Raw genomic sequence first — 26545 nt, 5'->3', positions numbered from 1 at the left:
TAAAGTAAAATTTTACATTTGTTTAGTTTAATTTGACTAAAGTAAAATTAGAACTTACGATAAACTTACAGATGATTTGCAAAGAAGGTGAAGACATGGGAAAAATACGCGATGCTGAAAGAACAAGAAGAAAAATTCTAGCTGCTGCAAAAGAGGAGTTTTTTGAAAAAGGTTACACGGGAGCAAGAATTGAATCGATTGCGAGACGTGCAAACGTAAATAAACAGCTCATCTACCACTACTTTAAAGGGAAAGATGAACTCATTAACGAAACTATCGCTGATTTTGCTAATTCTGTTCCATCTACTAATTTCATCCTACCTGCTGACCCTGCAGACATTGCAGCATTTCGGTTTAAAGTCAACACAGATCACTTAATGGAATTTCTGAAGTTTACAGCTTGGGAGGCCATTGATCAAATACCTTCGAACTCTAACGGGGAAGAAAGTAGAAGTAATGTTCTACAATCCTACGTAGAAGATATGAAATCCAAACAGGAGATGGGGTTAGTCCCCAAAGAAATAGACCCTGCTCTCGTTACGTTAATGATTTCAAGTTTAACGATTTATCCACTTTTGTATAGTAAGGTCACTGAGATGATAACAGGATTAAACCCTGAACAGCCCGAGTTTCAAGAGAAGTGGACGGAGTTTTTACAAATAATTAGTGAGCGGATTTTTAATATAGAGGGCTAGGTAGGCTCACAGAATAGGTCATTCAAATTATTGAATGGCTTATTTCTTTTCATTACAATATAAAAAGAGCACATTCTTGCTAGAACGTGCCCTCAACCTTATTACTCAAATCACTTCAAAAAAACATTAGTCTCTAAATGTCTCTCCTTTTCCCAAATCCAACAAATGTCCATTGATCGAAACGGTATGGTTGTTTATCCACTCTACTTCAGCACGGTCCATTCTGTAATCATAAAAAACTTTCTTATAGAACCATAAAGGTCCGTCTAACTCACCTAATACTCCCAAAGAAGTCATCGCCCCACCATTTGTTAAATAAAAATTGATTGTATATTGCTTATCAGGAGAGTGTACTGTTTTAATTAGCTCAGTATGCATGGCATTATATCGCAGAACCCCCAGGGAAAGGACCAACAAAAGTAAATTTGAAAGGACCGTTGAAACCCAACTTCTAACTTTTGCTACCAAACTTGATCTATCATTGAAACCAAAAAGTCCAACTATCATCGTAGTGAGTACGAATAGCCAAACCATAGGAGCTCTTGGAGCCAAAGACCAAGTTTGATTCATGTCTGAAATCACCATATGTACTGTAACTAACATCCAAAAAATAGTGATATAAAAACTCAATATATTGTATCTTCTGGCTCTCTTCTTTTACGCCCCCACCTTGTTCAACAACAGCACCTTAAACATCGTTTTCAACACTGAATCCTTCTCATTATGCCGGCTCACTTGTTCTATAAACGGGAAATCCTCAGGAGTAACAGAAAGCTTTGCCAGTGGTTTTACTTTCTCCTCACAAATCCATTCATCCTTGATTCCACCTTGCTTAAATGATTCTTTTGACAAAATGTAAATGGTTCCTTCCGTCCATAGGTCCCCTTTATGTTCCTTATTAACTGAAAAATAATAGTATCGTCTAATTCCCTTTTTCGTAGAAGCTGTAAGACATGCATTTCTTAATGAGCCTACATATCCCTCACGTCGTATACAAGCAAAAAAAGTCGACCACACTCCATCTGAAGAAGCAAAGACCGCTTTCACTGATTTTCCTGTAAAAAGGCTCTGCTCTCTTGGTTCGAAGGTTGTAATTGCCGAATGGTTTGAGCCGTGCACCAAAACTCCTTTATTTTCGATGAGGTAATTCAGGAAGTGATGTTTGGGCGTTTTGCTGTTGTATTCAATCAAGCCTCCCTCTCCATTCTTTATATAACGTTCAAAGAGTTCTTCAAATTCTTTTACCGTTTGATCCGTTAGTTCTAACTCTTCCATCCTTAAAAAATGGAGCCTATTTAAAAAGAAAACTTTTAATCTACTCATCACAATCACTTCCTTCAAACCATGTTGGTTTAACTAAGTTAAAATAATCATGGTCAACTAAAATCATGTTCACTCTTCTAATCATGTCTTCTACTTGTTCAGGAGAAGACTTTAATGACCAAACGATGGAAGAAAACAACACCATAGCCACATATACGGAATACAGACTCCAAAATTCACTTGGAACGTCGCCATCAAAGTAGCCCATCACTTGTCCCCTTGAAAAGGGAACACTAATTTCTCTTTGAAAGAGCCCTACTTTTACAAAATCATGAAAGGGATCTCCCCAATCAAAGTTGCCAAAGTCAATAAGACCTTCATATTGTTTGTCCTTTACAATGATGTTTCCTAAATGGATATCATCGTGCTGAAACTGATTGGGACGATTCTTCAGTAAATGTTTATGATTTTCTATAAAATTAGCAATCTTTTCAGCATGTTGTATTTGAATTCCACATGTTTTATAGGCTTCAATATACCGATTATGCTTGGCCATAGCCCGATCATACCAAGTTCCAACGGATTCCGGTGCCTGGTAGACATGTAATTTTCGAAGCTCATGTCCCACTTCTACTCCCAAATCAAACTGCTCCTTGTCCGTCATTCTCTTTATCGCCTCAAGACCATCCATCCCATCCATAAAGGAATAAAGGGTATAACAAAATTCCGAGCTATCAATCATTCCAACCTCAAGTGGTTCAGGAGTACGAACACCTACCTCCGAAAGGTCCTTTAAAATTTGAAACTCCCTCTTTTTGCGATTAAACATGTGGCTATCACTTACACGTAAAAGTAACTTCCTATCTTGGATACACACTATATACTTTTGTTCAGGTGAAAAGCCTTTCGAAAGTCCTTCAATAGATGTGGCATTTTTAATGAGAGGTATATTTTCTTGAAGTGTTTGGATCGTTTGATTCATGGAAACCTCCATATATACCTAGAATTAAAGCCCTGCAGCATTATTTTATTTGTGCAGGGCTTACATGTGTCATTTTTATATTCATCGTCTCTTTCTCCTATTCTATCACTCCACATCAAAAAATTGGTAATAAATTGCTCTATTACTGGAAAACATTCCAATATATTCTAGCTCTCTTTTTGTAGGCACAATTACTTTTTAAAAAATCGCTAAATTATTAAGCATCCCTTTTTAATGAATGCTTTTATTAAAAATTTAATCACTTTTCTTTTGCTTGATCTGTTCCCGGATTTTCTCCAATTCATCTAAGGAAAGGCCTTCAAGGGACTTTTTTACTTCCTCTTCGATTTTTTTCCGATTTTGCTCCCGATACTTATCCCACCATTCTTGCAAGCCTTTTGTGTTTTGAAGGAGGTACTCGATATCTATTTCCTCTATCTGATCATCTGATAAATATTCCAAAACTGCACCAAGCATACGATTTAGACTCTTAATTTGATCTTCTTTTTCTTCTTTTATGGGTACTACATTATTCTTTTCCTTTTCCGTCCCTTCCTGTTCTGAAGCAGCCTTCTTTGGCATGTTTGGTCTCCTTTCCCTGGTCCTATCTTGTTATTACTTATTATGACCTGAAAAATTTAACCAATTCTTTCTTGTATTATTTACTGCATTATTTGAAAAAAAGACACCCCAATCATTGAAGTGTCATTTGATTATTATTTTTTATTTAAAACCCCTAAGTATTCACACCAAGGCCCTACATCTTCGCGATATCTTTCAGCCATGACCCGTACAATTTGAGAGATATGTGTCAAATCATGAAGAGTCCACGTAGAGATAAGCTGCCTGGCTGTCACTTCACCGAAAGCAGGATGCTCCCCTTTCATGTCTAATTGATGTTCGGAAGGTACGAGAGCGGTCAGTTTGTTAATGTTCTCTTTCCTCAGCGTTTTAAACTCATGTAATTTCTCTTCAATGGCTTGTTCATTCTCGGAATTCAAGTGTGCAAAACGGTCGAACGGAGGAAACGGTCTACTTTCCTCATCCTGTAACATAGATTCAAGTCTTGGTATAAAATTGGTCTTCTCGCATTCAATCAGATGATCCACAACTTCAATAGCGTTCCATGTTCCTTCCCCCTCATTACCAGTCAGCCACCCTTGTGATAAGCCAGACAGAAATGCTTCCAATGTAACAGGTGTTCGTTCCAGAATCTCTATTGCCTCTTTCAGGTTAAAATTCATACTGGTTCCCCTCTTCCACGGATTAAAGTTATTACAATGTATTCCCTATTTAGCCTGTTTATCCTTCTTTTTTGAGAAAGTTGGGGAGAAACTTATTGCTATCACAAAACGGGCACTACTCGGAGTTTCTAGTTCCTTTTTTAATGCTTACCCTCAGAAAACGGGCACTACTCGCTGCATCTAGTTCCCGTTTTACTTCTTACCTCCACAAAACCGGCTCTACTCAGCTCCTCTAGTTCCCGTTTGACTTCTTGCCTCCACAAAACTAGCTATACTCAGTACCTCTAGTTCCCGTTTTACTCCTTGCAATCCCAAAACCGGCACTACCCCTATAACTTCGCCCGAATTAACTCCACAACCCCCTGATAAAATCCATCCTCATGTTCAACAAACGCTGTTCTTCCAACCGTTTTATCAATTGGTATTCTTAGTCCATCCTGATTCTCCTCAAATCCAACAACCCGCAACTCATCCACTTCACCCATCCAAAACCGAAAAAACTCATTAAAATCAGCCTTTACAATTCCTGCGACCTCTTCCGGTTGCAGAACAAACTCATCCAATCCGCCAGCAAAAGTATGTAAATAGACATGCGCAAACTCATTATCTATAAAACCTTTCTTCGTTACACTGTAGTTTAATATACCAAGAGATTCTAACTTCTCTAGGCTTACTTCCACTCCAAGTTCTTCATGAATTTCCCTAACCCCGTCCTCTACGGTTTCATGAGCTAATAGATGACCCGCTGCAGTTATATCAAGTAGGTCTGGGTAATCTATTTTATTTTTACTCCTTAGCTGAAGATAGATGTAGTCTTTCTCTTGTTCCTTACTAATAAACCAACAATGAAACACCTCATGCCAATGACCGATTTGATGAACTTCCTCTCGAGAAGCTTCTCCAATAGGGTTCATATTTTCATCAAATATCTTTAATCTCTCCATTTGAAGATTCCTACTTTCTAAGAAAAATTAAGACCACTTAAATCCTGTGATAATCGAATCATATCTCTACATTGAATCCCATTTTCATAAATTTCTTCATCATAATGTCTCGTAAAAAAGTCCAAGTCTACCCCTACGATTCGAAACCCGCATTTCTGATAGAGTGCTAGTTGGTTTATGCTAGAGTTCCCCGTCCCAACCTCTATTTTTTTATAGCCTAGGGACTTTGCTCTTTCCACTGCATCCAACACGAGCTTTTTCCCCAATCCTTTACCCTGGAATTCCTCTGCAACTGCAATATTCACTAATTCGATGGTGTCTTTACCTGTTGAAACTAGTATGTAAACACCCATTACTCGGTCAAACTCTTCCGCAATAAAACATTGGCCACTCCGAAGATACTTTTCTACCATCTGTATGGATGGATCAGCCAAAAGTAACAAATCCATTGGCGGTGAACAATCTATCCCGCATTTTTTAATCTTCATACAATCACTTCACTTCCACATACTCCATTTCTTCTATCATTCCATGAAGGTACAATGCCCCCAACACATCAAGGGTCCATATACTTTTCCAAACCCTATCTCCCGCTTCGTCCACATTCCAATTTAATATAAAATTCCCCTCCACACCTTGTGTCATCACTTCATTTTCAAGGCTCTGGATGACATACGGTTTTATAGAATGATACAAAGGGCTACTTGGGGAGTGAGCAAAAAAGAACGGTTTGGCACAATAAGTAGTGGACCATTTGCTTCCGTCCGTTTCAATAATGTCCTCTATGTCCACTTCAAGCTGCTTTAAAATCCTTGATTTATAGGGTTTATCAATCCGTTCTGCCAATCGAAAATGGCAAAGAGCCGATAAGAAATAGAATTGATGTGGCTCATCGGTTGTGTGAATCGTCGACATACAGGATAAAGCCTGTTCTGTTACTTCATGAAGGAATTCGTCAGGAACTAATTCGCGGTATTCATATAAGTAACCCACTATTTCTGCATTCGGATTATCTACCCAACTCGTGCTCGTTCTACCTGGCCAAGCATGCCATCCTTTTAACACATGATCATATGTATCTATAAAATAGTGAATACCCTTTTGAACGATAGAGTCTTTAGCGCTAGCCCCTATTTCCGTCAAATATTGAAAGGCCATGGTTGTGTCGATACCATTTGTAATCAGGGAACCACCTTCCCCCATGTTTCGGAACCCACCATTTTCTCCCTGATAAAAATCCAAGACAGAGATGACTTCTTCTTTACTACCATCCTCAAAATAGAAACGAAAAAGAGCTTGTTCTATATCTCTTCCATGATTCATCAAATAGTAACGTGCACGTAGAAAACTTTCTTTTGTTAACTTCTTCATTTGTTTTCATCCCCAATATAAAAAATCTCTAATCCATGTGAGAAATAATAATAGCCAAAGTCCCCCACTGCTTTTCTTGTTCACGTGTGTAAATCTGATACGTTCCCTCGACCATCTCTTCCATCGACCAACCTTCGCAATCAAAGGCTTCGAATGGTATGTCTTCATACATTTCTTTGAACGTATCGTATATTCGAAGTTCCATAACCCGAACTTTTAAAGATTCATCCTGTTCGGGTACCTTAATAAACTCAATGAAATCCCCAACTTTGATTTGCCTTCTTTTCTCGTCATTCAGTCTAACTTCCACTTTCTTCTTTCCGTCTTTTATAGATTGAAAATACTCACCATACAGACCCATTTTATGCAACATGTATTCCACCTCTTTTATTCAAAAAAATAGCGTTCTTACAGAAAGAACGCATTCACTCTTGCTTCTAGCATATAAAATTTTAATTCTTAATCCAATACTCTGTACAATCTTTACTGCGATCCATAAACCCATATTCAATCAAATATCTTCGGATGGTTGCAAAATCGTGAAAAATCGACTTGAGGATTGTATTTATATCCTTTTCCGTGTATTTTTTGTTCAACTCAAATCTCTTAATAATATGCTGTAAAATAATAATTTTCCTTTTTTCCTTACTTGGAAAACTATCCAGTGGCCCCTCCAGACCTTCTTTAAAATACGTTTTTAAAACTTTCTCTCTTTCTTCGACAGTGATTGCGTAACGTTCATCCACCATCTTCGCCCCCTTATGAAAATTGATTAACTCACTATTGTCTTTTTCCTTCTCATTTTTTAATACATTCATGATGGTTAGAAATACTTTGGCCTGTTTTTCTTTCTCTTTGAATTTAAACCGATGATTTCGAATGGTCGAAGTACTTCCCCCACCCGTTTCTTTTACAATCTCTTTGTCTGTTAATCCTCTTTTAAAAAACTGCAGAAGCTCCTTTTGATGCTCTGATAACCCCGTATATTTTTTATCCATGTCAAGCAAGTAGTCGAACATAGAGGTATGCGCATCCTCAATGTGATAGGCAATTGCCTTCTTCGCCTCCAACAAAACGGATTCACGTTGATAAATGACGCCATCCTCATAACTCTGTTTACAAATGAGACAAATATACTGTTCACTTTCAGCGTCATAAAGATAACCTCTTGATAGATCTTCAATCGAAGCATTCCAAAAAAGTTCTTCATCTAACATATATAAACACCACAGCCTTTTGTTATTTTATTTGCAAACAAATGCACATTTCGTTTACCCTTATATAAACATCTTATAATTCTGTTTGCTATATTGCAAGCGTTTTTGAAAAATGTTTGCATTTCCTCTCTAAAAAACTGTAAAATTTACATAGTCGCTGACTTCGGATAAACACCTCATGACTTTGGATAAACGCCTCGCGACTTCGGATAAACACCTCGCGACTTCGGATAAACGCCTCGCGACTTCGGTTAAACACCTCGCGACTTCGGATAAACGCTTCGCGACTTCGGATAAACACCTCGCGACTTCGGATAAACGCCTCGCGACTTCGGATAAACACCTCGCGACTTCGGATAAACGCCTCGCGACTTCAGATAAACGCCTCGCGACTTCGGATAAACGCCTCCCGACTTCGGATAAACGCCTCCCGACTTCGGATAAACGCCTCGCGACTTCGGATAAACACCTCGCGACTTCGGATAAACGCCTCGCGACTTCGGTTAAACACCTCATGACTTCGGATAAACGCTTCGCGACTTCGGTTAAACACCTCGCGACTTCGGATAAACACCTCATGACTTCGGATAAACGCCACATCTTTTCTGATAACCACAAACTAACAACTGTAACCGGCATTTTAATTACACATAAAAAAAACCCCTAAAACAGAGGTCCCATTTAATTTCCCTTTATTATTTCTTTAGCTCTCTCATAATCCTTCTTTAATACTTTGATTGTATGCGGTACACTACCGACACTAGCTGCAAAGCGGATATCCTGCGAGCAACCACTTTCAACTTTAAACTTAATGCCTGCTGCCATTAGCTTTTCCTTTGCACGTAAAAATTCCCCTGCATGGATTGTAGTAAATACAGAATATCTCCTCGCAAAAAACGTCTCAAACAACCAAGTTAGAATGTCTACTCCCCCCTTAATGAATATTTCACACCCTTTTACAAACCATAAAGCTTGAGGTGATGATGTTGAAAGAAGAAAATAAATCAAAAGAATTGGGTCAAAAATCAGACTCTATGAATGCCATGGACCAAGGGCTCAATTTAGTGGCTCAGGTGGTTAATAACGCAACAGGCTTAGATAAGGGAAATGACTTAAAAGTTGGGAACGAAGACAAATAAAACGCCTTTTTATGGGCGTTTTTATTTTTTGTATTTCTGTTGGTTGATTTCTTCTTTTAAGTGAAAGCAATGCTCTAGATCAATATCGTGAATGTTTGCGATGGCCAATATATAATAAAGGACATCATACAGCTCTTCTTCGATCGTTCCTTTAATAGTCCCCTGTTGTTCCAAGCGTTTATCCTTTCGCAAAGCTTCGGAGAGTTCACCTACTTCTTCAATCAACTTTTGAAAGTAAGCATTTTTCAATTCAGGTTTAAAGTCTTTTTCTTTTATGTACGCTTGTAGTTGTTGAATCGTTATAGATGCCTTCATACTGGTTTAATTTCCTTAATCACCCTTGCCGGATTTCCCCCAACGACTACATTAGCCGGGACATCTTTGGTCACGACAGCACCTGATGCAATCACAGCATTATCTCCGATGGTAACGCCTGGGTTAATAACAGCTAACCCACCTACCCAAACGTTATTGCCTATAGTAACGGGCTTTCCATACTCGTAACCGGTGTTTCTTTCAGCCGCATCCAATGGATGAGTCGCCGTATAGATGTGGACGCCAGGAGCTAGCATACAGTTGTCACCAAATCTAATTTCGCAAACGTCTAGAAAGACGCAATTAAAATTCGCAAAAAAGTTTTCACCCACATGGATATTGTAACCATAGTCACACCTAAAAGAAGGTTCAATCATGACTTGCACCCCAGTACTACCTAGTAACTCTTTCAATAACCCTTTTCTTTTGTCTTCTTCCGTTTCAAGACTCTCATTAAAAAGTCGTGTTAATTCTCTGGCCTTTAAGCGCTCTGCTAACAAAACGGAATCCGCAGGGTTATACATTTCACCCAAAAGCATTTTTTCTTTTTCAGTCTTCATCTATATTTCCTTCTTTCGATTACTGAACTTTGAACTGATCGAAGCTTTCACTTAGTTCTTTTACAATCTCATCGGGTGTTTTATTTGTTGTGTCATACAAGAATTTTTTGTTGGTTGGATCATTTTTTAACTGATTCAATAAAAATAAGGACCGACTTATTAGATAGTCGTCTCCTCTTACCTTTAATCTTTGGGAAAGGGTATCCACATCTGCATATAGGACTACGTAATAAATATCTACATCATAGTCCGATAGTGCATCAATAAATGTTTGCAGCTCATCCTCCACAACGAAATCAAGGACCACATTTAATTGATGATCCATGAGATTCCGAGTCACAGCGAGTATATTTTTCCATGATAACTCTACTCGGTCATCCCAAGCTATCTCCTCCTCTTTTCCATCAAAAATGGATAAAAGGGAGTCCCCATGGATTAGGATTGTTTGGTTCATTCTATTGGCAAATTCCTTCGTTATCGTGGATTTACCAGCACCACAAGGACCGGATATGATATATATAGAACGTTTTTCTTGTTGCATCATTTTAATATCCCTTCTAACTGGAGAACACTTTAATAGTATCCTACCCTTTTTCGAAAAATAAGATAAACCAAAAGGCCAAGTGGACCTGTAAACAGTGTAAGAATCCAAAAAGCATGTCTGCTCCACCCCATAAAATACCGATTAGAGTTGTAAAATACCCAAATGGCCATGACGATAAAAATCGAGGCTAAAAATGCAATCTCTATCTGATGACCACTAAAATCCGTATGACTTGCAACAGACCATCCCATTGATCTCCCTCAATTCAAATGAATTTATTCTTTCCAGTCAAGACCTTCTAAAAATTGAAAAACTTCTTCAAAAACTGACTCCCGTTCGGGTCCAGTTGTGATGATGTGACCTGAATTTTCATAGCTTTTTAATGTTTTCTGCTCGGAGTGAATACTGTTATAGATCACGTCCGCACTATCTATGTACATGTCATCATCTTTCATCCCACGTAAAATGAGCGCAGGGGCTTGTATAATTGAAAGTCTTTCTCTTGTATCAACAATAATATCTTGTAACTCTGACAATGAGTCCATTGGTAGCTTATTGAAATCTTCCATCTCAGAAGCAATAGACGCTTCATCTTTCTTTTCAAACTTTTTGAACCTCTCCGCATACTGAATAATTCTTTTAAAAAGATCATCTTTGCTTTTTTTCTGAGCTGGCGCTGACATTGAAACGACGCCTTTTACAGGAAAAAAGGAGCTAATTCTAAGAGAAAACACACCTCCAAGTGAAACCCCAGCAACGGCTACCTCTTCATATCCACTCTTTTTAAGATGATTGTACCCATTAACAGCATCCTGCCACCAATCTTGAGCATCTGTAGAAATGAGTCCCAGTGGATCTTGACCATGTCCTTTATAAACAGGAGCAAAGCACGTATATCCCCGCTCATGCAAAAACTGACCCAAGCGTTTTACATCACTCGTTGTTCCTGTAAAGCCATGAAGTAAAAGGACCGCTCTTTTTCCACCTTCGTACATAAAAGGCTTTGGTGCCACAATTTTCATTTTATGTATCCTCCTGTAATCAACGAGGGTTTATAATTTATTAGCCTTGAATTCTTTTAGACTTATATACTGATAATACAATAAAATTTAATAGGATTGTAACTCCCATAGCGATTAAGTAGTATATAACTCCAAGCCCTGCACTAATTCCGTCAGTATCCGTTTCAAACCACCAATAACTTGCACATCCAAGGATTGTAATGGTTATCACTGTCCCAATTATAGTAGATTGCCAGAAATTATGGGTTTTGATAATCACCCACAGGGCAGTACCAATGGAAAGTATGAGGGAGATAATCATTAAGCCAAAGAACATAATCATTCTAACTTCCTCTTCCATACTCAGCCCCCCAAAAATATTATATAAAGACTTGAACCATACAAAATATGCAAATAGCAAGTAAAATCAAATATACAATCTTCTTCCCCAGCTTGCCCCAAACATATAAATTAACTAAAAGAAAATAAGTGCAAGCAGCACTCACTGTAAATGCAATAAATTCCTTTAGTTTCTTTCCACTTAAAACTGCCTCTTGCATTTGATATATTCCGTTTTGGTCAATTGAGTAAGGTACGGTAAACATCGTCACCATCAGCCCTACAAAAAGAAAGCCTCCTATAACATTGAGTAGGAACCTCGTTGACCATTCTCTTTTTATAACAACCTTGGTTTGTTTACTAGATTCATATTGGACTTGCATGCCATCACCTCGATCTAAAGGATGTAACTAACATACGGTTTGAAATGAGGAATGTTTCATATTTTTGTATTTTTACTCCATTGATTTACCCATTGTAATCTTTTCATTTACTGCATCTCTATATTGTTTTACCCATGAGTAAATAAACCCTACTGTGAACGTGAGAAACATAAAAATAAAGGAAGAAATCGTAACGTTTAAGGTTGTAAGTTGACTATCATACATAACAGATGCCCATTTAACCCCAGACCAGAGAAAGCCAACAATATAGTTCTGCGAAAGACCCGCTAGTATAAGATTTCTAGATTCATCATCTAGAACAACGAACTGCCAAATGAATAATAGGAGGGATAAAAGCCAAATGCTGTTTCCCACAATAAAACTCTTCAGCTTATTCCATGGTAGCAGAGTGAATCTATAACCCACCCAAAACCAAAATGCAGTAAAGATAATTTGTGAAATAATCGGCGGCATAAAGAAGTAAAGTGCCACTCTATTTAGTATGTATCCAGTAACTAATGGTATAAAAATCAATATTATTACTGTTTTTATTCCTTTAATCATCTTAACCTCCTAAACACTACCCTTTATTCTTCTCCCAAATAAAAGAAACCATCAAACTCAACACAGACCCTAAAGCAAGCAAATATCCATACCCTACCATAAATAGCTTCATACTACCTAAATCAAAGAGGAATCCAATAATCCCTGCAGCAGTTCCAACTAACAACAAAACAAAAAATAGCCAAAAATTAAAGTCAACCCGGATTCGCAGCTGAACTTGAATTATTTTTAGAATCAGAGAAAGCAAGATAAACCCTAGTAAAACATAAATAAATTCCAATTATCCCACCCCTTAACACATGAAATGGCGCACTCCTTGTGTCTTCCCCTTTTGGATGTATACCAGCTTTACCCCTTTTGATAAGTCAACCATGCAGGTGCAGGTGCAAACGGAAAATACTTCAGCATTTCCATTGCATATTCATCTGTATCATCAATTTCTGCTTCAAGTCGGAAGAAACGATTTTTCCTAGCATACTTTATTTGATAGTTTGTTAATAAGATAACTAATTGGCTAGCTTCTTCTCTAAGCTTCGCCCCTCTCCAACCTAATTCCAATTTATGCTCCCTGGTCGGATGATGTAAAAGAGCAAATGCCACAACTTCATTATCTTTTATAGCAATAAAACTACCATCTAATAGGGTATCGCTTGAAAAGACTAGTTTCTCCCATTGTTTACGATCATGGACTCCAAGAGGGTTGGCGGTATGTGTTTTCTCATATGTCGCTTTTACCAATGCTATAAATTGATCAATTAGGTCATGATTTGTATAGGCTTCTCTTAGAGTCATAACGGAATATTGATGGTGAATCACCTGTATATCTAAGAGGAATTGGTCAACTGGATCAACATTAGATATATCTAATAAAGGAGTAACTGTTTTTCGAATCAAACGAAATCCACTTTTTTCTAAGAATAACTTCAGACCATGAGAAGTTTCCCACAAAGAAGTTTGAAGTGGAAACTTCACATCATGGGCATTCTGTATTCGCTGTAAGAACACTTTATAGATGTTCTCATTTTGAATAAATGGTAAGGCAGCCATAGAAAAATACGTACAGTTAGGATGGAATCTTGTTCTCCAGGCAGTAACAGCCCCCACCAACACATTTAATTTATATGCTGTAACCAAGCTGACTTGCTGGGAACTATCCAATCCTCTTTTAAAATATGTAAAAGAGTCACGTTCACTTCCATAGTCATAACAGGAGTACAGAAGGTGTTCAATATTCCTTACATCTTCTCTTTTGCCTTCCCGATATTCGATACTAGAAGTAAACAATCTCACCCTAACTTCATCAGAACTAACTAGACTTAGATAGGTACCAAAACTCCAAGTCCCATCATCCTTATAAAAAATATAAATATCAGGGTCGAAAGGATCTACACCAACACCTGCGACTAGTAGTCCTTGCAAATAATCATCGTCCCAAACTTCTATTTTTTCTTGGTATTCTCTTGTGAATTTGTCATTAGTTCATTATTTTGGATATCTTTATAATTGATATAATTAGTATCTATTTCCAACTTAGCCACTTTGATTCCTAACTCATTAAACAGCAATCGTTCTCGTTGGGAAAAAGTACTATAAGACTCGTAGTAACGTAAATCTGCTATTATTTCTTGATATTTTATGATTAAGTCCGCTAACATTTCTAGCTTCCTAGGCTCATGAGGATATTGGAAGTAAAAATAGGGCGTTCTTATTAAGCTAACGTCTGGCTTAACAAACTTCCCTTTTAATAACTCTATCATTCTCATCTACCTTTCTATCTATTCCTCCGATGACCCTGAACTACTATAACTCTCTAATAGGTCTGCATTGGTTATGGATGTGAGGACGACTTGGTCTTTAGAAAGTCCTTGAACTTCAAAAGTGGTGGGGTCTGTGGGTGCTTCTAAGAATAGGTACCAAAAACGATGACCATTCCTTTCCATGACGGTGGCTTCTTCATAGGTAGATGGGTCCTGTTCGTTCACTACCCTAACGATGTGAATAATAGGGTCTTTGATTTCCCCATAAAGCATAGGGAATGGTGAGGTTTTATCTGACTTTAATAGATATTGGCTAAAGATTGGTTTATCTATACCAGACATATAAGTTCCTTGGTCATTCGTCACTTCCCATTCAAAAGGGTTCTGTTTAATAAAATGAGCACCCATCGATGACACAGTTTGGTCTTCACCTACGTTCTCTGGTTTATGAAAAACCACAACACCCTCTTTAACCTCTTCTATATGAATAACGTCATAGTCTAACTCTTCTATTTGTTTTGTTAAATCTTCTTCAGAAGCACAAGCTGATAAAACGAACATAAGGGAAAGTAAAACTAAAATATAAAATAGCTTACTCAATCAAATACCTCCCAATAAGTGGTAACACTTTAATTTTAACATTAAATTCCAATAGTTTTGGCGTTAATTTCGTTTTTCATGAAAAAACACTGGGGCTCTGTTCCCAGTGTTTGGACTTTATGAATTCTTCATATCCCATTCTTCCTTTAGAATTGCATAATAATATTCATCCCACCACTCGTCACCACTCGGAATACACTTCTTAAAGTGTCCTTCTTTTCTCATCCCGATCTTCTCCATCACTCGATAAGAACCAATATTTTCAGGCTGGCACGTGGCTATGATTCGGTGTAATTTTAACTCGTTAAATCCGTAATCTAATACCGCATAAGCTGCCTCAGATGCAAACCCTTTATTATAAAACTTCGGATTAAACACCCAGCCAATTTCATAAGTGTGATCCCCAAAATATTTTTCAAAAACGATATGGCCGATTAACTCATTTTGGTCTTTGAGTAAAACTGGAAACTTCTTAGCATCATCTCCGCTATTTTTCAACACAAAAGCTTGTGCGTCTGATTCTGAAAAAACTCCTTCTGGAATATACTCCATGACATCAGCATTAGATGTATACTCATACACCGATTTCCAATCATCCATAACAAATTTCCGAATCGTTAATCTGTCCGTGTTAATAATCATTCTAGGTGCCCCCAAGTTTTAAAATGCGAACTCTATGTTATTCGTTATGAAGACGGGTTTTTCCTTTTTTTGACGGTCAGGGTTGTAATACTTAACTTTCTAGTATTCTATCAGCAACTTCTCTCGGCCGTACACCTATTGAAGTTAGATGAGTAACATCTATCCACATGGGATGATAGCTCCCACGGTTCCGAGTCTGATCAGTAAACTCTTCTCCTACTCCTGTTCCAATTTCACCTTCTAGAATCTCAGCACGAAAATAGTATTGGGTTCCATTGTGCTCTACTTCTTGGAGACACTCATGAATATTCACTCTTACCCCAAGCTCTTCTAAGGCTTCCCGTTTGGCCGCTTCTTCAGCTGTCTCCCCTTTTTCAATTCCACCACCTGGAAACACATAATAAACCTGGTTTTCTCTCTTTCTTTTAATAAGCAATACTTTATTATTGCTTTGTATGATAACGGCTCCTCTATTTCTCTTCATCGTACAGCTCCTTTGGTTCACTTCCTAATTTTCAGTTCCCCTTCATGGTCTAAGGAAACCACCCTACCAGTATCTAATTCAACTGTAACTGGATGACTTTCCGCTAACTGATTGGAAAAATACCAGGTTCTCCCCACCGGTCCCAATAGGAAATACGCATCCCGATTTCCTAAAAAATTTAGACTATCTGGCTCTAGGGGCTGGTTGAATATCTCACTAAAACCTTCTTGAAGCATAGCTCTCCCCTTGTCCAGAACATCCTCAACCGTTATGTTAACCTCACTTAAATCAAGTAGGCTCTTCATTGAAAAACTCGATTGATCCGCATTCATTGAATTCCGCCCAATAAATTCCACTACATTTCCTGCTGGGTCTTCAAAATAAAAGGAGTGAGCATCTAAAAACTTAAAATACACTTCATCCTCGTTATCTTCTTTGTTAAGCTGAACTTTTGATTGAGCCCACTTTTTAGCTTGACTAAAATGTTCCCCTGAAATCGTTATTGCAAAATGGTAAAAAGGATTATGATTAGAGCTACATGAAACAAACGTTAACTCACTTCTCCCAATTTTCAAGGAAAATTCCCCTTCATTCTCGGTCACCATTTCTATTCCTAATGTATCTACATAAAAATTCTTCAGAGCCTCTAGCTTGGATGTAGATAGAGTCACACTTTTAAAATACATGAAGAAACCTCCTCAATCTTTCTGTATTTAAGAATAGGGTCTATTAGACATTTATTCATTAGAGGAAAGTTGTAATTACGGTCAGTCTTTGGATGTATCAGCCATATACCTTTTGATAAAGGATTTTAATGACGTCTTCAATTTTGTTTCTAACTCCTCTACCCCAATCTAGATTCACCAATCGGAAATATAAGGACTTCAGGAAATTTTGGACATTAGTTCTAGCATAAAAATATTGTTACTAAAACCATTCAGTGCATGAACGTCCTCTAATTGTTGGTATAGTGTGTCTATCCAACCTATCAATTTTTCCTCTTCAACATCTTTAACTATTAGATGGTCTATAACAAATAGAAACCGTTCATCTTCATCATCTGTATAAACACTTCCCTTAAACAAAGCTTCTTTGATGGCTACTAGGCATACTGTTGTCTTGTGCTTCTCAATAAGTGGATGCCCCACAGCTGCAACCATTAAATCAGCTCCGTGAGCCATGCTATGCGCCCAGCCTTTTCCTTTTACGAACCCTCTAACATCCCGCTCTCCGACGACATACTGAATGCTTTTTTCAAAACAATCCATAACCATGGCTTCTGTAAGAAACCTAGATTTCAAATCTTTAGAAATAATAGCAGCCACAACTAATGCGGAAAAAGAACGTGTAAAAACTGAATCTGCGTTTTCTTCTCCAATCTTGAAAAATAAATGACTGTCACTTATGCAGACCTCGAGAACATCAATCATTTGTTGTTCTGTCAATATCTCTTCGTTGATCAGTCTTACAAATGTCGAGTAAATCAAAGAGTCCCTTAACTCTGAGTCTGTTGTACCGATTTGTTCTAACATTTTATTTACTAAGTCGTCTATTTTTATTTTTTTTAGTTCAATGGTGTCCATCTCATTGAACTGTCTTAACTGCGCCTTAAGATTCATCTTTATACCTCTGTTTTTATTTTCTTCTATTTAGTTTACTAAATTTTTCTAGTTAATTAGGTATGTTTTAAATGAATGAGGTGTTAATCAACGACGATGGTAGCGCATAAAGAGACTTTGATGAAGCATTTTACTAATTTTATTTCTGAGTTATCCGAAGTTGGCAGCTGTTATCTGAACTCAGCACCCTTTTTTCAGAACTCTGCACCTATTTTTCAGAACTCAGCACCCTTTTTTCAGAACTCTGCACCTCTTTTTCAGAACTCAGCATCCTTTTTTCAGAACTCACACCACCTTTATCAGAACTCAACAAAAAAACGCCCCGCTTTTCATACTGAGGCGTCTTCATCCTGTTCATCTTCACTCTTATTTTTATGTTTATTGGTCTTATAGTTATATGTAATCATTTTTTTCGTTTCAACTCCCTGCTGTGCTAAGACAGCTGTATAAATGGTTGTTAAAACTAACCCCCCAACGGCAATCCAGAATAATGTAGTGATTTTTTTCCGAAGACTAAACAAGAAGCATTCCTCCTTTTCTTGTATGATTTGGATCTATAGCCTTCAATGTTGCAATTATCTGTACCACTGCCACTCCCGCTTGTATATGCAATCGTTGTTATTATTTCGTAGCCCGTAACGAAATATACAGTTTTTCCAAGGAAAAAACGTTCCTACCCAATGTAGAAACGTCCTATTTTCCTCCATTATGAATCGCTTGTTGTGCCAAACTCTCATCCTCTTCTTTTACATAAAACTTATATTCTGTCCCCATGTCGCTATAAGAACTGCCATGGGCAGAAAGGTTTGAAGTAGTAGCTACTCTATATTTAACAGATGCAGCCTTTAGTTTCGCTACGATTTTGTAGTATTGCTTCTGACTATGAGTCGTGTAGACTAGCGTTTTCTTATTGGAAAAAAGATAATCAAATAAGTTAATCAGAAAATCCATGGTCTCCCCCTTTTTATTCTATAGGCATGATTAGTTTCTCTTTCCAATCTATATCCTGTCCCCATCGGCCAACACTTCCTCCACCACCAGTATGATAAACCTGATTATCGGAAGTAGAAAATGTAAAGTACGGAAGGAGATATACCTTGGCTCCTTTCATTTTTTCCTTCATTTCTTCTGTGAAGGGAAGATAAATGAGAGCATTTGGTTTTGTGAAGGTGAATGGTACTGTAAGTGGTTTTCCTTCAAATGTGTCATTATTAAGGTAATCATCTAATGTATCCTCATAGGAATAACGTGGATATTGCATGTAGTAATCATCAGGCATGCCTGGAAGCCAGAAGATTATTTCTTCAAGTTTTGCCGTGCTTGGTCCCCTTAAATTAATGATGATACCCATTCTTTCCTCTATCTCTTGATCATAGAGGTACATCATGCCTTCCTGGCGCCAAAATCCTGAGGAGTATCCCCGGTTTTCTATAATCGTATGAATTTTATAAGTATTCGTCATCGGAAAAGATAAAGATTCACCTTCGAATGATAGGTTTAATTCCTCGATAAGATATTCCGACTCAAGAGTGTTTGACAAAGGTGTTATTGATTTCCCACCTTTTCTGGCTATAATTTCTCCGTTCACGGTCATTTCGATTTGGGTGGTAACCACCCTTTGATGCCAGGGTGTTTCCGGATCCACCCTAAGAGTGTACTCACCATCAATGGTACCAATCGTGCCTCCATTTTGTCCAACCAGTTCAACATGCTCTATATTAGGTGGGTCTTCCCAAGGGGAAGACCTTATCCATACAGCAGGCAACACTAAATCTGCTGTATTCTCAAGGATACTTTCCTCTAATACAATGGAACCAGCTCCCTTTTCAGGATATAAGCCACTAGCTATTGGTGCCTGAAAATACCACCAAATCATTGGAGTAAATAAAAGTAATATTAAAAATAATGCCACAACCCATCTTTTCAACCCCATCCCCCATTCCTATTATCATTTGATATAAGAAAACCCTAAAACTACTGGGATTCTCCTTCTTCTAAAGTATTCCTCTTTACTGCTAAAATTCTCCATTTTTGGAGTCCCCTCCCTGAGGTCCAACATTTCATAAATCATCGGACCTTCTATGGCATTGTTAGGACTATCTGGTCGTCCCCTTCTCGCTGTAAAATGATTCAAAAAATCTTCTTCATTGTAAGCTCTATATCCCTTATACTCCTCCATACATTTTTCCTCCTCATAAAAAAACACATGACCCCTTCGTGTTGAAAGTCATGCGTTCTTAGTTGTATAGTATTGAATTTTTCTCTTAATCGTGACAATAATGTTAGATTGTTTCGGTTGTAAGTGTGCCTCTATTTAATCTAGCTTCAATTCTGCGATACTGCACATACATCGTAACTCGCCAAGGAACAATCATACAAAAGGCAATGAGCCAAAACATACCACTTAGTTCTCCAACATCAATGGAAGAGCTTAATATTAACTTGAGTACAATACGAACTAGTAACAAACCAATTAGAATGAACCCAAATGCTTTAGATCTCTTTAAGTAGATTTCTCGATCAACTACCTGAAAGTTAGAAGTTTTGATTAAGAAAATGGAGAAGAATAACCCCAGTAATACGGCTTCTAACATTTCTGTTGGTGTAATTCTAAAATATGGAAACACATACATGATGACTCCAGTACTCATAAAGAATGGAGGCAGTATGATCTTCTTAGCATTGACCGGCTTTTGTGATGCCTTGAGCCGAATGAAAATCACTAGTATGCTCATGACTATTGCAATGATGGTTGATTCTAGTAGCATAATCCTTCATCCTCTAATTTGATTTCTTCCCTATTATAGACCTTCTATAGTCAAGTTACCAACCTCTATGCTGCATTTATGGGCAAAAAAAAGCATCATGAAAAATTTGCTTCATGACGCAAGGCACGATCCACAGCTTCCATAACTCTTTCTTTCTCGAATGGTTTTACGATAAAGTCAACTGCTCCTGCTTCTATGGCTTCTAGTACCAGACGTGATTGCCCTAGAGCTGAACACATAATAATCGTTGCGTTGGGATCGATTTCTCTTATTCTTTTAACTGCTTCAATTCCGTCCATTTCTGGCATTGTAATATCCATCGTGACCAAATCCGGTTGTAATTCCTTATATAAATCAATGGATTCTTTGCCTGTTTGTGCTTCTCCAACAATGGTATGATTCGCTTCTTCGAATATGTTCCGTAATGTCATTCTCATAAATTTCGCATCATCGACAATTAGTATAGTTGCCATATTCTAAATTATGACCCCTCTCACCTTTGATTCCGGATAGGTCGAATGAATTAACTCTTATTTTAACTATATCTAAAGTACTAGAATTATTCAACTTAGATAATATGACAAATTTCGCATTTTAGAAGCCTTGAAAATCTCCAGGCACTAACATAGATAGGATACTAATGATTTGAGTCATCCAATCAAAGAAGAGAATAACCCCCATCAAAATCATGAGGTACCCGCCAACTTTAATGATTTTGGCATTGTGCTTTCGAATCCATCCCATTTTTCCAACAAAGAATGACAGGATAAAGAACGGAAGTGCAAAACCTAGAACATAGGCAGTCATATAAAGAACACCACTGCTTGGATTTTGAGCTGCTAGCACAAGTACCGCCCCTAAAATCGGACCAGAGCAAGGGGTCCAACCTGCTGCAAACGCCATTCCAATAAGGATAGAACCTATATATCCACCTGGTTTATTTTTAAACTCAAATCGGTGATCTTTCATCAAGAACTTTGGCGTAAACATACCGACTAGTACAAGTCCAAATAGGATAATAAAAATAGCTCCTAATTGCCGAATCAAATCTTGATATTGATAGAAGAATTCACCTATTAACGTGGTACTGAAACCAATTGCTATAAAGATAATGGAAAACCCAATTAAAAAGAACAGTGTATGTAATATACTTCTTCGACTTAACATGGCATTTTCCTGTTTCAATTCACCTACAGACATTCCTGTAATATATGAGAGGAATGCAGGATATAACGGAAGACAGCAAGGTGAGATAAAACTTAAAAAACCAGCTCCAAAGGCTAAAAATAAATTGAGCTCATTCAAGCTGCTCTCCTCCTTCTTAATCTTATTTACTCGTAAACATAAACTAATTGTACACGTTAAGCACCTAAAGTTGAAAGAAATGGATTTGAATATTTTGTGACTCTTTGGTTTTTGTTTAGATTGAGAAATTTTTGGGAATAATATAAGACCGGTGAAATTTTTCCTATGAAAGCGAACGTTCATGCTTTATACTATGGAGTATACTTTTATTCCCTAATATTAGGAGAATGACTAGAATCAATCGAGAGGGTTTTATTTGTGACCAATCACACTCTATTAGCAGAAGCTATCGAACAAAAACGAGAAGAATTGATTAGAATTGTCAACCAATCTGGATTGAGTTCTAATCTTGCCATTCGTTATAGCCAAGAACTTGATCGACTACTCAATGAATATAACTACAAATATTATCAAAAACATACACAACAAGAATCATCCATTACTGGTTCTCGATGAATAGACCATTATTTCAGCCTGTTCAACAAATAAAAAACAGGAGCCGATCGGCCCAAAAGGGTGTTTCCTGTCCTTCTATATAGAAAAAGACTGGGGTGTTTTAACCCCAGTCTTTTTTCTATGCTTTATTCTACTCCTTCTGTTTGCGCTACTGCGTCTTCCAAGTTAGCACCAGAACCATTCTGTAAAATGTACATTTTGTAGTAAAGGCCTTTTTTAGCTAGTAGTTCTTGATGATTTCCACGTTCCACAATCTCACCCTGATGTAGCACTAGAATTTGTTCCGCATCTTGAATGGTAGAAAGTCGATGTGCAATGGCAATCGTTGTACGCCCTTCTCTCATTCTCTTTAAAGCCACCTGAATGGCTTCTTCTGTTTCCGTATCAATGTTGGCCGTTGCCTCATCCAATACTAAGATTTGCGGATTGTATGCAATGGTTCTCGCAAAAGCAATCAGTTGCCTTTGCCCACTCGAGAAGGTAGAACCTCTTTCCGTTACAATATGATCATAGTCATCTTCAAGTTTTTCAATAAATGTATTGGCTTGAACAAACTTTGCAGCCTCAATGACTTCTTCTTCTGTCATATCGTATTTATGAAGCTTTATATTTTCTTTGATGGTTCCATAAAACAAGAACGGGTCCTGTAAGACGAGCCCCATTTTATCTCTCAGCTCATTTTTTTCGAGATTTTTTATGGATGTTCCATCAATTTTGATATCTCCACGTTCAAACTCGTAAAAGCGCATGAGTAAGTTTATGATGGAGCTTTTCCCACTACCTGTATGCCCCACTAACGCAACAGTTTCACCGGCTTTGGCTGTAAAAGAGATATTTTTTAACACATCTCTTTTACCATCATATGAAAAGCTCACCTTGTCGAATTGAATATCTCCAGAAGTAATACTCTTTTCATTGGCAGAAAGTTGACTTGGTGCATGCTCTTTTTCGTCCATAAGCGTGAAAATCCGTGATGCTGCAACGATAGCTTGTTGGAAGAATGTCATTCGACTCATCACTTGGTTCACGGGTTCAAAGAAACGATCTAAGTAGGTAATAAATGCATAAAGCACCCCTACTTCCACCGGATTATTTAAAGAAGTAATACTGAAAAAACTTAATACAACGACTAGAGCTGCAATGTACACAAGGTCAATCGCTGGTCTTAAAAGAAGAGCATCCACTTTTAAGTTTTTCACACCGGCTGCGAAATGCTTGTTATTGATGTCTTCAAACTCCTTACGTAAACGCTTCTCTTGACGGAATACCTGGATAATGGACATCCCTTGTAACGATTCACTTAGCTTTGCGTTAAGCTGACTCAATCTTTCCCGTAAATCCGAATAAATTCTGGAACTAAGCTTTCGATACGACCTCATGATGAGATACAAAACTGGTAACGTAAACAAGCAAAATAGTGCTAACTTTACGTTTAAAATAAACATAGTAATAAATACCCCAATCATGAGGAAAAAGCTTTGTACAAATGAAATCAAAACGGATACAAACATATCCTTAATCGCTTCTGTATCGTTGGTCACCCTTGATACAAGACTACCTGCTGGTGTTCGATCAAAAAATTTTAACCCTAATGAATGTACCTTTTGAAACACATCAACTCGGATAGCTTGAATGATTTTCAGCGCTATTTTTTGAAATTGATACAGCTGAAAATAAGAGGCTACCGCATTCAAAATCTGAATCGAAATAAAACCTGCCCCGAGTGCTATCAATGCATTTACAGCAAGTGATTGATTATCTAATATAAATGGTGTTAAGTGATCATCGATGAAAATCTTAACTAATACCGGACCCAATATGTCCCCTAGAGTCATAATGAGGAGAAGTCCAAATGCGGCCACAATCATTTTCCAATGTGGCTTTGCATATGTTAATAACCGCTTTAACACAACTGTCTGTTCTTTACCTGTCATTGATCGTGTCTTCTCCATCACTTACCTCCGTGCTCCACTAAAGACTCTAACTGCTGACGAAGATACATCTCTTTATACCATCCGCCTTGTTCCATTAACTTTGCATGATTGCCTCTTTCTACAATCGTACCGTTATCCAAGACGATAATGAGGTCAGCATGTTGTATCGCACTCAAACGATGTGCCGTTATAATAGTCGTTTTCTGCTCGCGATTGTTTCGAAGAGCAGTCAAGATTGCTTCCTCTGTTTTGGCATCCACTGCTGATAAGGAGTCATCCAAAATTAAAATCTCCGGATCCATTAAGATGGAACGCGCAATGGATATTCTTTGCTTTTGACCACCTGAAAGGGAAACCCCTCTTTCTCCCACAATCGTTTCATAGCCTTCCGAAAACTCAAGAATATCATCATGGATACAAGCTGTGCGGCTTGCTTCCCAAATTTCTTCCTGGGTTGCATTCGGTCTTGCAAAGGAAATATTATCGCTAACCGTACTCGAGAATAAGAAGTGGTCCTGAGGAACATACCCATATGCACTGCGTAGGGCTTCTAATTTATATTGTTTAATAGACTTTCCACCCACTACAATTTCACCCTCGTACCCTTCGAATTCACGAAGTAGTAATTTAAGTAAGGAAGTCTTTCCTGCACCGGTTTTCCCAACAATTCCTAAGGTTTGCCCCTTTTCCAAGCTGAATTCAATATCATGTAATGCCATGTCTGTTTCATTTGGATAGGAGAAACGAGTAAGTTTCACTTCAATGTCTCCAGTAGGTGTTGTGTCCACAGCACCTGGTAAGTCTACAATCTCAGGTACTTCATCTAGTAAACTTCTAACACGTTGATAAGAGGCTCTCCCTCTCTCCACAATGTTAAACAGCCATCCAAATGCTAACATTGGCCATACTAAAAGACTTAAATAGGTAGTGAAGGCAACTAAATCCCCTATTGTCATTTCACCATTCATCACAAATCGTGAACCAAATACGATCGTTAAGAAGTAAGAGATTCCTATAATAATAGAAATCGTTGGATCAAAAAGTGCATCAATTTTGGCAACTGCGATGTTCTTTTGCACCACATCTTCAGATTGCTCACGGAACGATTCAACTTCTTCTTCTTCCTGTCCAAACGTTTTAATAACTTTAACCCCATTCACACTTTCTTGCGTCTTATCATTTAAAGAAGAAAAAGCTTCCTGGGCTGACTTAAACTTTTTGTGTAATAAATGACCGTAATAGCTCGTTAAAATCGCCATAAACGGTAGTGGAATTAAAGCAATTAACGTAAGCTTCCAGCTAATCGTGAACCCCATTGCTAAAATGACCGACCCACCTGTTGCTAATGAGTCCACTAAGGTCAAAACTCCAGATCCTGCTGTCTGCTGAATGGCACTTAAATCATTCGTGGCATGAGCCATTAGGTCTCCCACTCTTTTTCTTTGATAAAAGGCAGAAGTCATCGTTGTAAAGTGATGATACAACGTCTCGCGAAGCTGTCTAGCCAGCTTAACAGCGGAACCAAAGATTTTAATTCTCCATACATATCGGAGCACATACATGGCTAAACCACTTAGTACAAGAAGGCCCACCCAAATCAGTAATCCATTTACCGTAATTTCATTTTGAATAATCTCATCTACCACCAACCCAACAATGCGGGGTGGCACTAATTGTAGGACAGCTACAAACAGTAAGACAAGTACGCCAGAAATATAAGCCCTTTTCTCCTGTTTAAAAAACCATCCTAATTCTAAAAATACCCTCATGTTTTTTTCCTCCACTGTCATTCCAAATCGCACCATATAAGTTTACCAAAACTTTTTTAAAGTAAAAAGATTGTAATAATTTTATTTTTTTGTCTCTGATTTCCAAACTTACTCTTATTCTGCTTTTGTTCTTAGTTTTCCATATGTATCCAGTTTTTCGGAAGGGAAGCTCTTGCTTTTGTTCTGGATTTTCCATATACATCCAGATTCGGTGCAGAAACCCTCGCCTTTGTTCCGTATTTTCCATATACATCCAGATCCGGCACAGAAACCCTCGCTTTTGTTCCAAATTTTCCATATACATCCAGATTCGGCACAGAAACCCTCACTTTTGTTCCGTATTTTCCATATACATCCAGATTCGGCACAGAAACCCTCACTTTTGTTCCGTATTTTCCATATACATCCAGATTCGGCACAGAAACCATCACTTTTGTTCCAAATTTTCCATATTTATCTAGATTCGGCACAGAAACCCTCGCCTTTGTTCCAAATTTTCCATATACATCCAGATTCGGCACAGAAACTACTAAATCTAAAACCCCAATAAGAAAAACCGGGCAAAAACCGCCCGGTCCTTTTTTGTCTAGTGGATGTCCGATAACTTGTACTCTTTCCCATGTACCCCTTTATAGTACTCCGGGTACATT

At 37.8% G+C, this 26545-nt stretch carries 41 protein-coding genes; 4 read left to right on the top strand and 37 right to left on the bottom strand.

Going from position 1 to position 26545, the window contains the following annotated elements; translation table 11 throughout:
- Positions 1-95: 95 nt before the first annotated feature.
- The gene (locus ABDZ91_RS15490) at positions 96-695 is read left to right on the top strand and encodes a TetR/AcrR family transcriptional regulator (RefSeq protein WP_343800594.1); all 600 of its coding nucleotides are present in this window, start codon (positions 96-98) and stop codon (positions 693-695) included.
- 126 nt (positions 696-821) lie between these two features.
- On the opposite strand, the gene ABDZ91_RS15485 is transcribed toward ABDZ91_RS15490, so the two are convergent.
- The 10 genes from ABDZ91_RS15485 to ABDZ91_RS15440 all read right to left on the bottom strand — a co-directional run bounded on the left by ABDZ91_RS15485 (position 822) and on the right by ABDZ91_RS15440 (position 7716).
- The gene (locus ABDZ91_RS15485; protein WP_343800591.1) at positions 822-1265 is read right to left on the bottom strand and encodes a DUF5412 family protein; all 444 of its coding nucleotides are present in this window, start codon (positions 1263-1265) and stop codon (positions 822-824) included.
- An 87-nt stretch (positions 1266-1352) separates the two neighbouring features.
- Positions 1353-2018, bottom strand: coding sequence for a hypothetical protein (locus ABDZ91_RS15480; protein ID WP_343800588.1), 666 nt, complete (start codon positions 2016-2018; stop codon positions 1353-1355).
- The gene (locus tag ABDZ91_RS15475) at positions 2011-2940 is read right to left on the bottom strand and encodes an aminoglycoside phosphotransferase family protein (RefSeq protein ID WP_343800586.1); all 930 of its coding nucleotides are present in this window, start codon (positions 2938-2940) and stop codon (positions 2011-2013) included. Before ABDZ91_RS15475 ends, ABDZ91_RS15480 begins: the two co-directional genes overlap by 8 nt.
- Positions 2941-3195: 255 nt before the next feature.
- A complete protein-coding gene (locus ABDZ91_RS15470) occupies positions 3196-3522 on the bottom strand; it encodes a hypothetical protein (protein ID WP_343800584.1) in 327 nt (108 codons plus the stop codon).
- Between the two features lie 134 nt (positions 3523-3656).
- Complete coding sequence (locus tag ABDZ91_RS15465) at positions 3657-4184, bottom strand: DinB family protein (protein WP_343800581.1); 528 nt, start codon at positions 4182-4184, stop codon at positions 3657-3659.
- A 329-nt stretch (positions 4185-4513) separates the two neighbouring features.
- Positions 4514-5128: an NUDIX hydrolase gene (locus tag ABDZ91_RS15460; RefSeq protein WP_343800578.1), complete on the bottom strand. Its 615-nt coding sequence runs from the start codon at positions 5126-5128 to the stop codon at positions 4514-4516.
- A gap of 17 nt (positions 5129-5145) precedes the next feature.
- Positions 5146-5616 carry a GNAT family N-acetyltransferase gene (locus ABDZ91_RS15455; protein WP_343800575.1) on the bottom strand — a complete coding sequence of 157 codons (471 nt, stop codon included), beginning with the start codon at positions 5614-5616 and terminating at the stop codon, positions 5146-5148.
- Between the two features lie 4 nt (positions 5617-5620).
- Positions 5621-6499 carry a hypothetical protein gene (locus ABDZ91_RS15450; RefSeq protein ID WP_343800572.1) on the bottom strand — a complete coding sequence of 293 codons (879 nt, stop codon included), beginning with the start codon at positions 6497-6499 and terminating at the stop codon, positions 5621-5623.
- Positions 6500-6527: 28 nt separating this feature from the next.
- Positions 6528-6872 (bottom strand): ASCH domain-containing protein, encoded by a 345-nt coding sequence (locus ABDZ91_RS15445; protein WP_343800569.1) that lies wholly within the window; start codon positions 6870-6872, stop codon positions 6528-6530.
- 79 nt (positions 6873-6951) lie between these two features.
- On the bottom strand, positions 6952-7716 hold the full coding sequence (locus ABDZ91_RS15440; RefSeq protein WP_343800566.1) for a DUF2087 domain-containing protein: 765 nt from the start codon (positions 7714-7716) through the stop codon (positions 6952-6954).
- 178 nt (positions 7717-7894) lie between these two features.
- On the opposite strand from ABDZ91_RS15440, the gene ABDZ91_RS15435 reads away from it, so the two are divergent.
- Positions 7895-8383 (top strand): hypothetical protein, encoded by a 489-nt coding sequence (locus ABDZ91_RS15435; protein WP_343800564.1) that lies wholly within the window; start codon positions 7895-7897, stop codon positions 8381-8383.
- Between the two features lie 14 nt (positions 8384-8397).
- Here ABDZ91_RS15435 and ABDZ91_RS15430 read toward each other — a convergent pair whose 3' ends face one another.
- The gene (locus tag ABDZ91_RS15430) at positions 8398-8625 is read right to left on the bottom strand and encodes a hypothetical protein (protein WP_343800561.1); all 228 of its coding nucleotides are present in this window, start codon (positions 8623-8625) and stop codon (positions 8398-8400) included.
- A gap of 71 nt (positions 8626-8696) precedes the next feature.
- Here ABDZ91_RS15430 and ABDZ91_RS15425 point away from each other — a divergent pair, with 71 nt between their 5' ends.
- Positions 8697-8855: a hypothetical protein gene (locus ABDZ91_RS15425; protein ID WP_343800558.1), complete on the top strand. Its 159-nt coding sequence runs from the start codon at positions 8697-8699 to the stop codon at positions 8853-8855.
- 21 nt (positions 8856-8876) lie between these two features.
- On the opposite strand, the gene ABDZ91_RS15420 is transcribed toward ABDZ91_RS15425, so the two are convergent.
- The 23 genes from ABDZ91_RS15420 to ABDZ91_RS15310 form a co-directional block, all read right to left on the bottom strand.
- Positions 8877-9170: a MazG nucleotide pyrophosphohydrolase domain-containing protein gene (locus tag ABDZ91_RS15420; RefSeq protein ID WP_343800554.1), complete on the bottom strand. Its 294-nt coding sequence runs from the start codon at positions 9168-9170 to the stop codon at positions 8877-8879.
- The gene (locus ABDZ91_RS15415) at positions 9167-9730 is read right to left on the bottom strand and encodes a maltose acetyltransferase domain-containing protein (RefSeq protein ID WP_343800551.1); all 564 of its coding nucleotides are present in this window, start codon (positions 9728-9730) and stop codon (positions 9167-9169) included. The genes ABDZ91_RS15420 and ABDZ91_RS15415 overlap by 4 nt, the downstream gene beginning before the upstream one ends.
- A gap of 19 nt (positions 9731-9749) precedes the next feature.
- On the bottom strand, positions 9750-10274 hold the full coding sequence (locus ABDZ91_RS15410) for a P-loop nucleotide/nucleoside kinase family protein (RefSeq protein WP_343800549.1): 525 nt from the start codon (positions 10272-10274) through the stop codon (positions 9750-9752).
- Between the two features lie 29 nt (positions 10275-10303).
- Positions 10304-10525 (bottom strand): hypothetical protein, encoded by a 222-nt coding sequence (locus ABDZ91_RS15405; RefSeq protein WP_343800546.1) that lies wholly within the window; start codon positions 10523-10525, stop codon positions 10304-10306.
- Positions 10526-10549: 24 nt separating this feature from the next.
- Entirely contained in the window at positions 10550-11296 is a 747-nt protein-coding gene (locus tag ABDZ91_RS15400; protein ID WP_343800543.1) for an alpha/beta hydrolase, read from the bottom strand.
- 40 nt (positions 11297-11336) lie between these two features.
- The gene (locus ABDZ91_RS15395; RefSeq protein WP_343800540.1) at positions 11337-11636 is read right to left on the bottom strand and encodes a hypothetical protein; all 300 of its coding nucleotides are present in this window, start codon (positions 11634-11636) and stop codon (positions 11337-11339) included.
- Between the two features lie 19 nt (positions 11637-11655).
- Entirely contained in the window at positions 11656-11997 is a 342-nt protein-coding gene (locus ABDZ91_RS15390; protein ID WP_343800537.1) for a hypothetical protein, read from the bottom strand.
- A 72-nt stretch (positions 11998-12069) separates the two neighbouring features.
- Positions 12070-12561 (bottom strand): hypothetical protein, encoded by a 492-nt coding sequence (locus tag ABDZ91_RS15385; protein WP_343800534.1) that lies wholly within the window; start codon positions 12559-12561, stop codon positions 12070-12072.
- A 16-nt stretch (positions 12562-12577) separates the two neighbouring features.
- Complete coding sequence (locus ABDZ91_RS15380) at positions 12578-12841, bottom strand: hypothetical protein (protein ID WP_343800531.1); 264 nt, start codon at positions 12839-12841, stop codon at positions 12578-12580.
- A 68-nt stretch (positions 12842-12909) separates the two neighbouring features.
- On the bottom strand, positions 12910-13980 hold the full coding sequence (locus ABDZ91_RS15375; protein WP_343800528.1) for a hypothetical protein: 1071 nt from the start codon (positions 13978-13980) through the stop codon (positions 12910-12912).
- Positions 13981-14000: 20 nt separating this feature from the next.
- Positions 14001-14318: a hypothetical protein gene (locus ABDZ91_RS15370; RefSeq protein WP_343800525.1), complete on the bottom strand. Its 318-nt coding sequence runs from the start codon at positions 14316-14318 to the stop codon at positions 14001-14003.
- Positions 14319-14336: 18 nt separating this feature from the next.
- Positions 14337-14918 carry a hypothetical protein gene (locus tag ABDZ91_RS15365; protein WP_343800522.1) on the bottom strand — a complete coding sequence of 194 codons (582 nt, stop codon included), beginning with the start codon at positions 14916-14918 and terminating at the stop codon, positions 14337-14339.
- Between the two features lie 117 nt (positions 14919-15035).
- Positions 15036-15560, bottom strand: a complete 525-nt coding sequence (locus ABDZ91_RS15360; protein WP_343800520.1) for a GNAT family N-acetyltransferase — start codon at positions 15558-15560, stop codon at positions 15036-15038.
- A 91-nt stretch (positions 15561-15651) separates the two neighbouring features.
- Complete coding sequence (locus ABDZ91_RS15355) at positions 15652-16044, bottom strand: NUDIX hydrolase (RefSeq protein ID WP_343800517.1); 393 nt, start codon at positions 16042-16044, stop codon at positions 15652-15654.
- A 17-nt stretch (positions 16045-16061) separates the two neighbouring features.
- On the bottom strand, positions 16062-16730 hold the full coding sequence (locus tag ABDZ91_RS15350; RefSeq protein WP_343800514.1) for a glyoxalase: 669 nt from the start codon (positions 16728-16730) through the stop codon (positions 16062-16064).
- Positions 16731-16928: 198 nt separating this feature from the next.
- A complete protein-coding gene (locus tag ABDZ91_RS15345; RefSeq protein ID WP_343800511.1) occupies positions 16929-17663 on the bottom strand; it encodes a DUF2785 domain-containing protein in 735 nt (244 codons plus the stop codon).
- Positions 17664-17992: 329 nt separating this feature from the next.
- On the bottom strand, positions 17993-18184 hold the full coding sequence (locus ABDZ91_RS15340) for a hypothetical protein (protein ID WP_343800508.1): 192 nt from the start codon (positions 18182-18184) through the stop codon (positions 17993-17995).
- A 172-nt stretch (positions 18185-18356) separates the two neighbouring features.
- The gene (locus ABDZ91_RS15335) at positions 18357-18614 is read right to left on the bottom strand and encodes a hypothetical protein (protein ID WP_343800505.1); all 258 of its coding nucleotides are present in this window, start codon (positions 18612-18614) and stop codon (positions 18357-18359) included.
- 13 nt (positions 18615-18627) lie between these two features.
- The gene (locus tag ABDZ91_RS15330) at positions 18628-19590 is read right to left on the bottom strand and encodes a hypothetical protein (RefSeq protein ID WP_343800502.1); all 963 of its coding nucleotides are present in this window, start codon (positions 19588-19590) and stop codon (positions 18628-18630) included.
- A 21-nt stretch (positions 19591-19611) separates the two neighbouring features.
- Complete coding sequence (locus ABDZ91_RS15325; protein ID WP_343800499.1) at positions 19612-19842, bottom strand: hypothetical protein; 231 nt, start codon at positions 19840-19842, stop codon at positions 19612-19614.
- A 103-nt stretch (positions 19843-19945) separates the two neighbouring features.
- Positions 19946-20431 carry a CcdC family protein gene (locus ABDZ91_RS15320; protein ID WP_343800496.1) on the bottom strand — a complete coding sequence of 162 codons (486 nt, stop codon included), beginning with the start codon at positions 20429-20431 and terminating at the stop codon, positions 19946-19948.
- Between the two features lie 95 nt (positions 20432-20526).
- Complete coding sequence (locus ABDZ91_RS15315) at positions 20527-20904, bottom strand: response regulator (RefSeq protein WP_343800493.1); 378 nt, start codon at positions 20902-20904, stop codon at positions 20527-20529.
- Positions 20905-21025: 121 nt separating this feature from the next.
- The gene (locus ABDZ91_RS15310; protein WP_343800491.1) at positions 21026-21736 is read right to left on the bottom strand and encodes a cytochrome c biogenesis CcdA family protein; all 711 of its coding nucleotides are present in this window, start codon (positions 21734-21736) and stop codon (positions 21026-21028) included.
- Positions 21737-21994: 258 nt separating this feature from the next.
- Between ABDZ91_RS15310 and ABDZ91_RS15305 the strand changes: the two genes are divergently transcribed.
- A complete protein-coding gene (locus ABDZ91_RS15305; protein ID WP_343800488.1) occupies positions 21995-22192 on the top strand; it encodes a Spo0E family sporulation regulatory protein-aspartic acid phosphatase in 198 nt (65 codons plus the stop codon).
- 125 nt (positions 22193-22317) lie between these two features.
- On the opposite strand, the gene ABDZ91_RS15300 is transcribed toward ABDZ91_RS15305, so the two are convergent.
- The 3 genes from ABDZ91_RS15300 to ABDZ91_RS15290 form a co-directional block, all read right to left on the bottom strand.
- Positions 22318-24144, bottom strand: a complete 1827-nt coding sequence (locus ABDZ91_RS15300) for an ABC transporter ATP-binding protein (protein WP_343800486.1) — start codon at positions 24142-24144, stop codon at positions 22318-22320.
- On the bottom strand, positions 24144-25895 hold the full coding sequence (locus tag ABDZ91_RS15295) for an ABC transporter transmembrane domain-containing protein (protein WP_343800483.1): 1752 nt from the start codon (positions 25893-25895) through the stop codon (positions 24144-24146). Before ABDZ91_RS15295 ends, ABDZ91_RS15300 begins: the two co-directional genes overlap by 1 nt.
- A gap of 131 nt (positions 25896-26026) precedes the next feature.
- Positions 26027-26416: a hypothetical protein gene (locus ABDZ91_RS15290; protein WP_343800480.1), complete on the bottom strand. Its 390-nt coding sequence runs from the start codon at positions 26414-26416 to the stop codon at positions 26027-26029.
- Positions 26417-26545: the final 129 nt, after the last annotated feature.

The organism is Bacillus carboniphilus, from assembly GCF_039522365.1.
Classification (GTDB): domain Bacteria; phylum Bacillota; class Bacilli; order Bacillales; family JC228; genus Bacillus_BF; species Bacillus_BF carboniphilus.
Note: the sequence above shows the minus strand (reverse complement) of the source record. Positions and strands in the feature narration are given on the sequence as shown.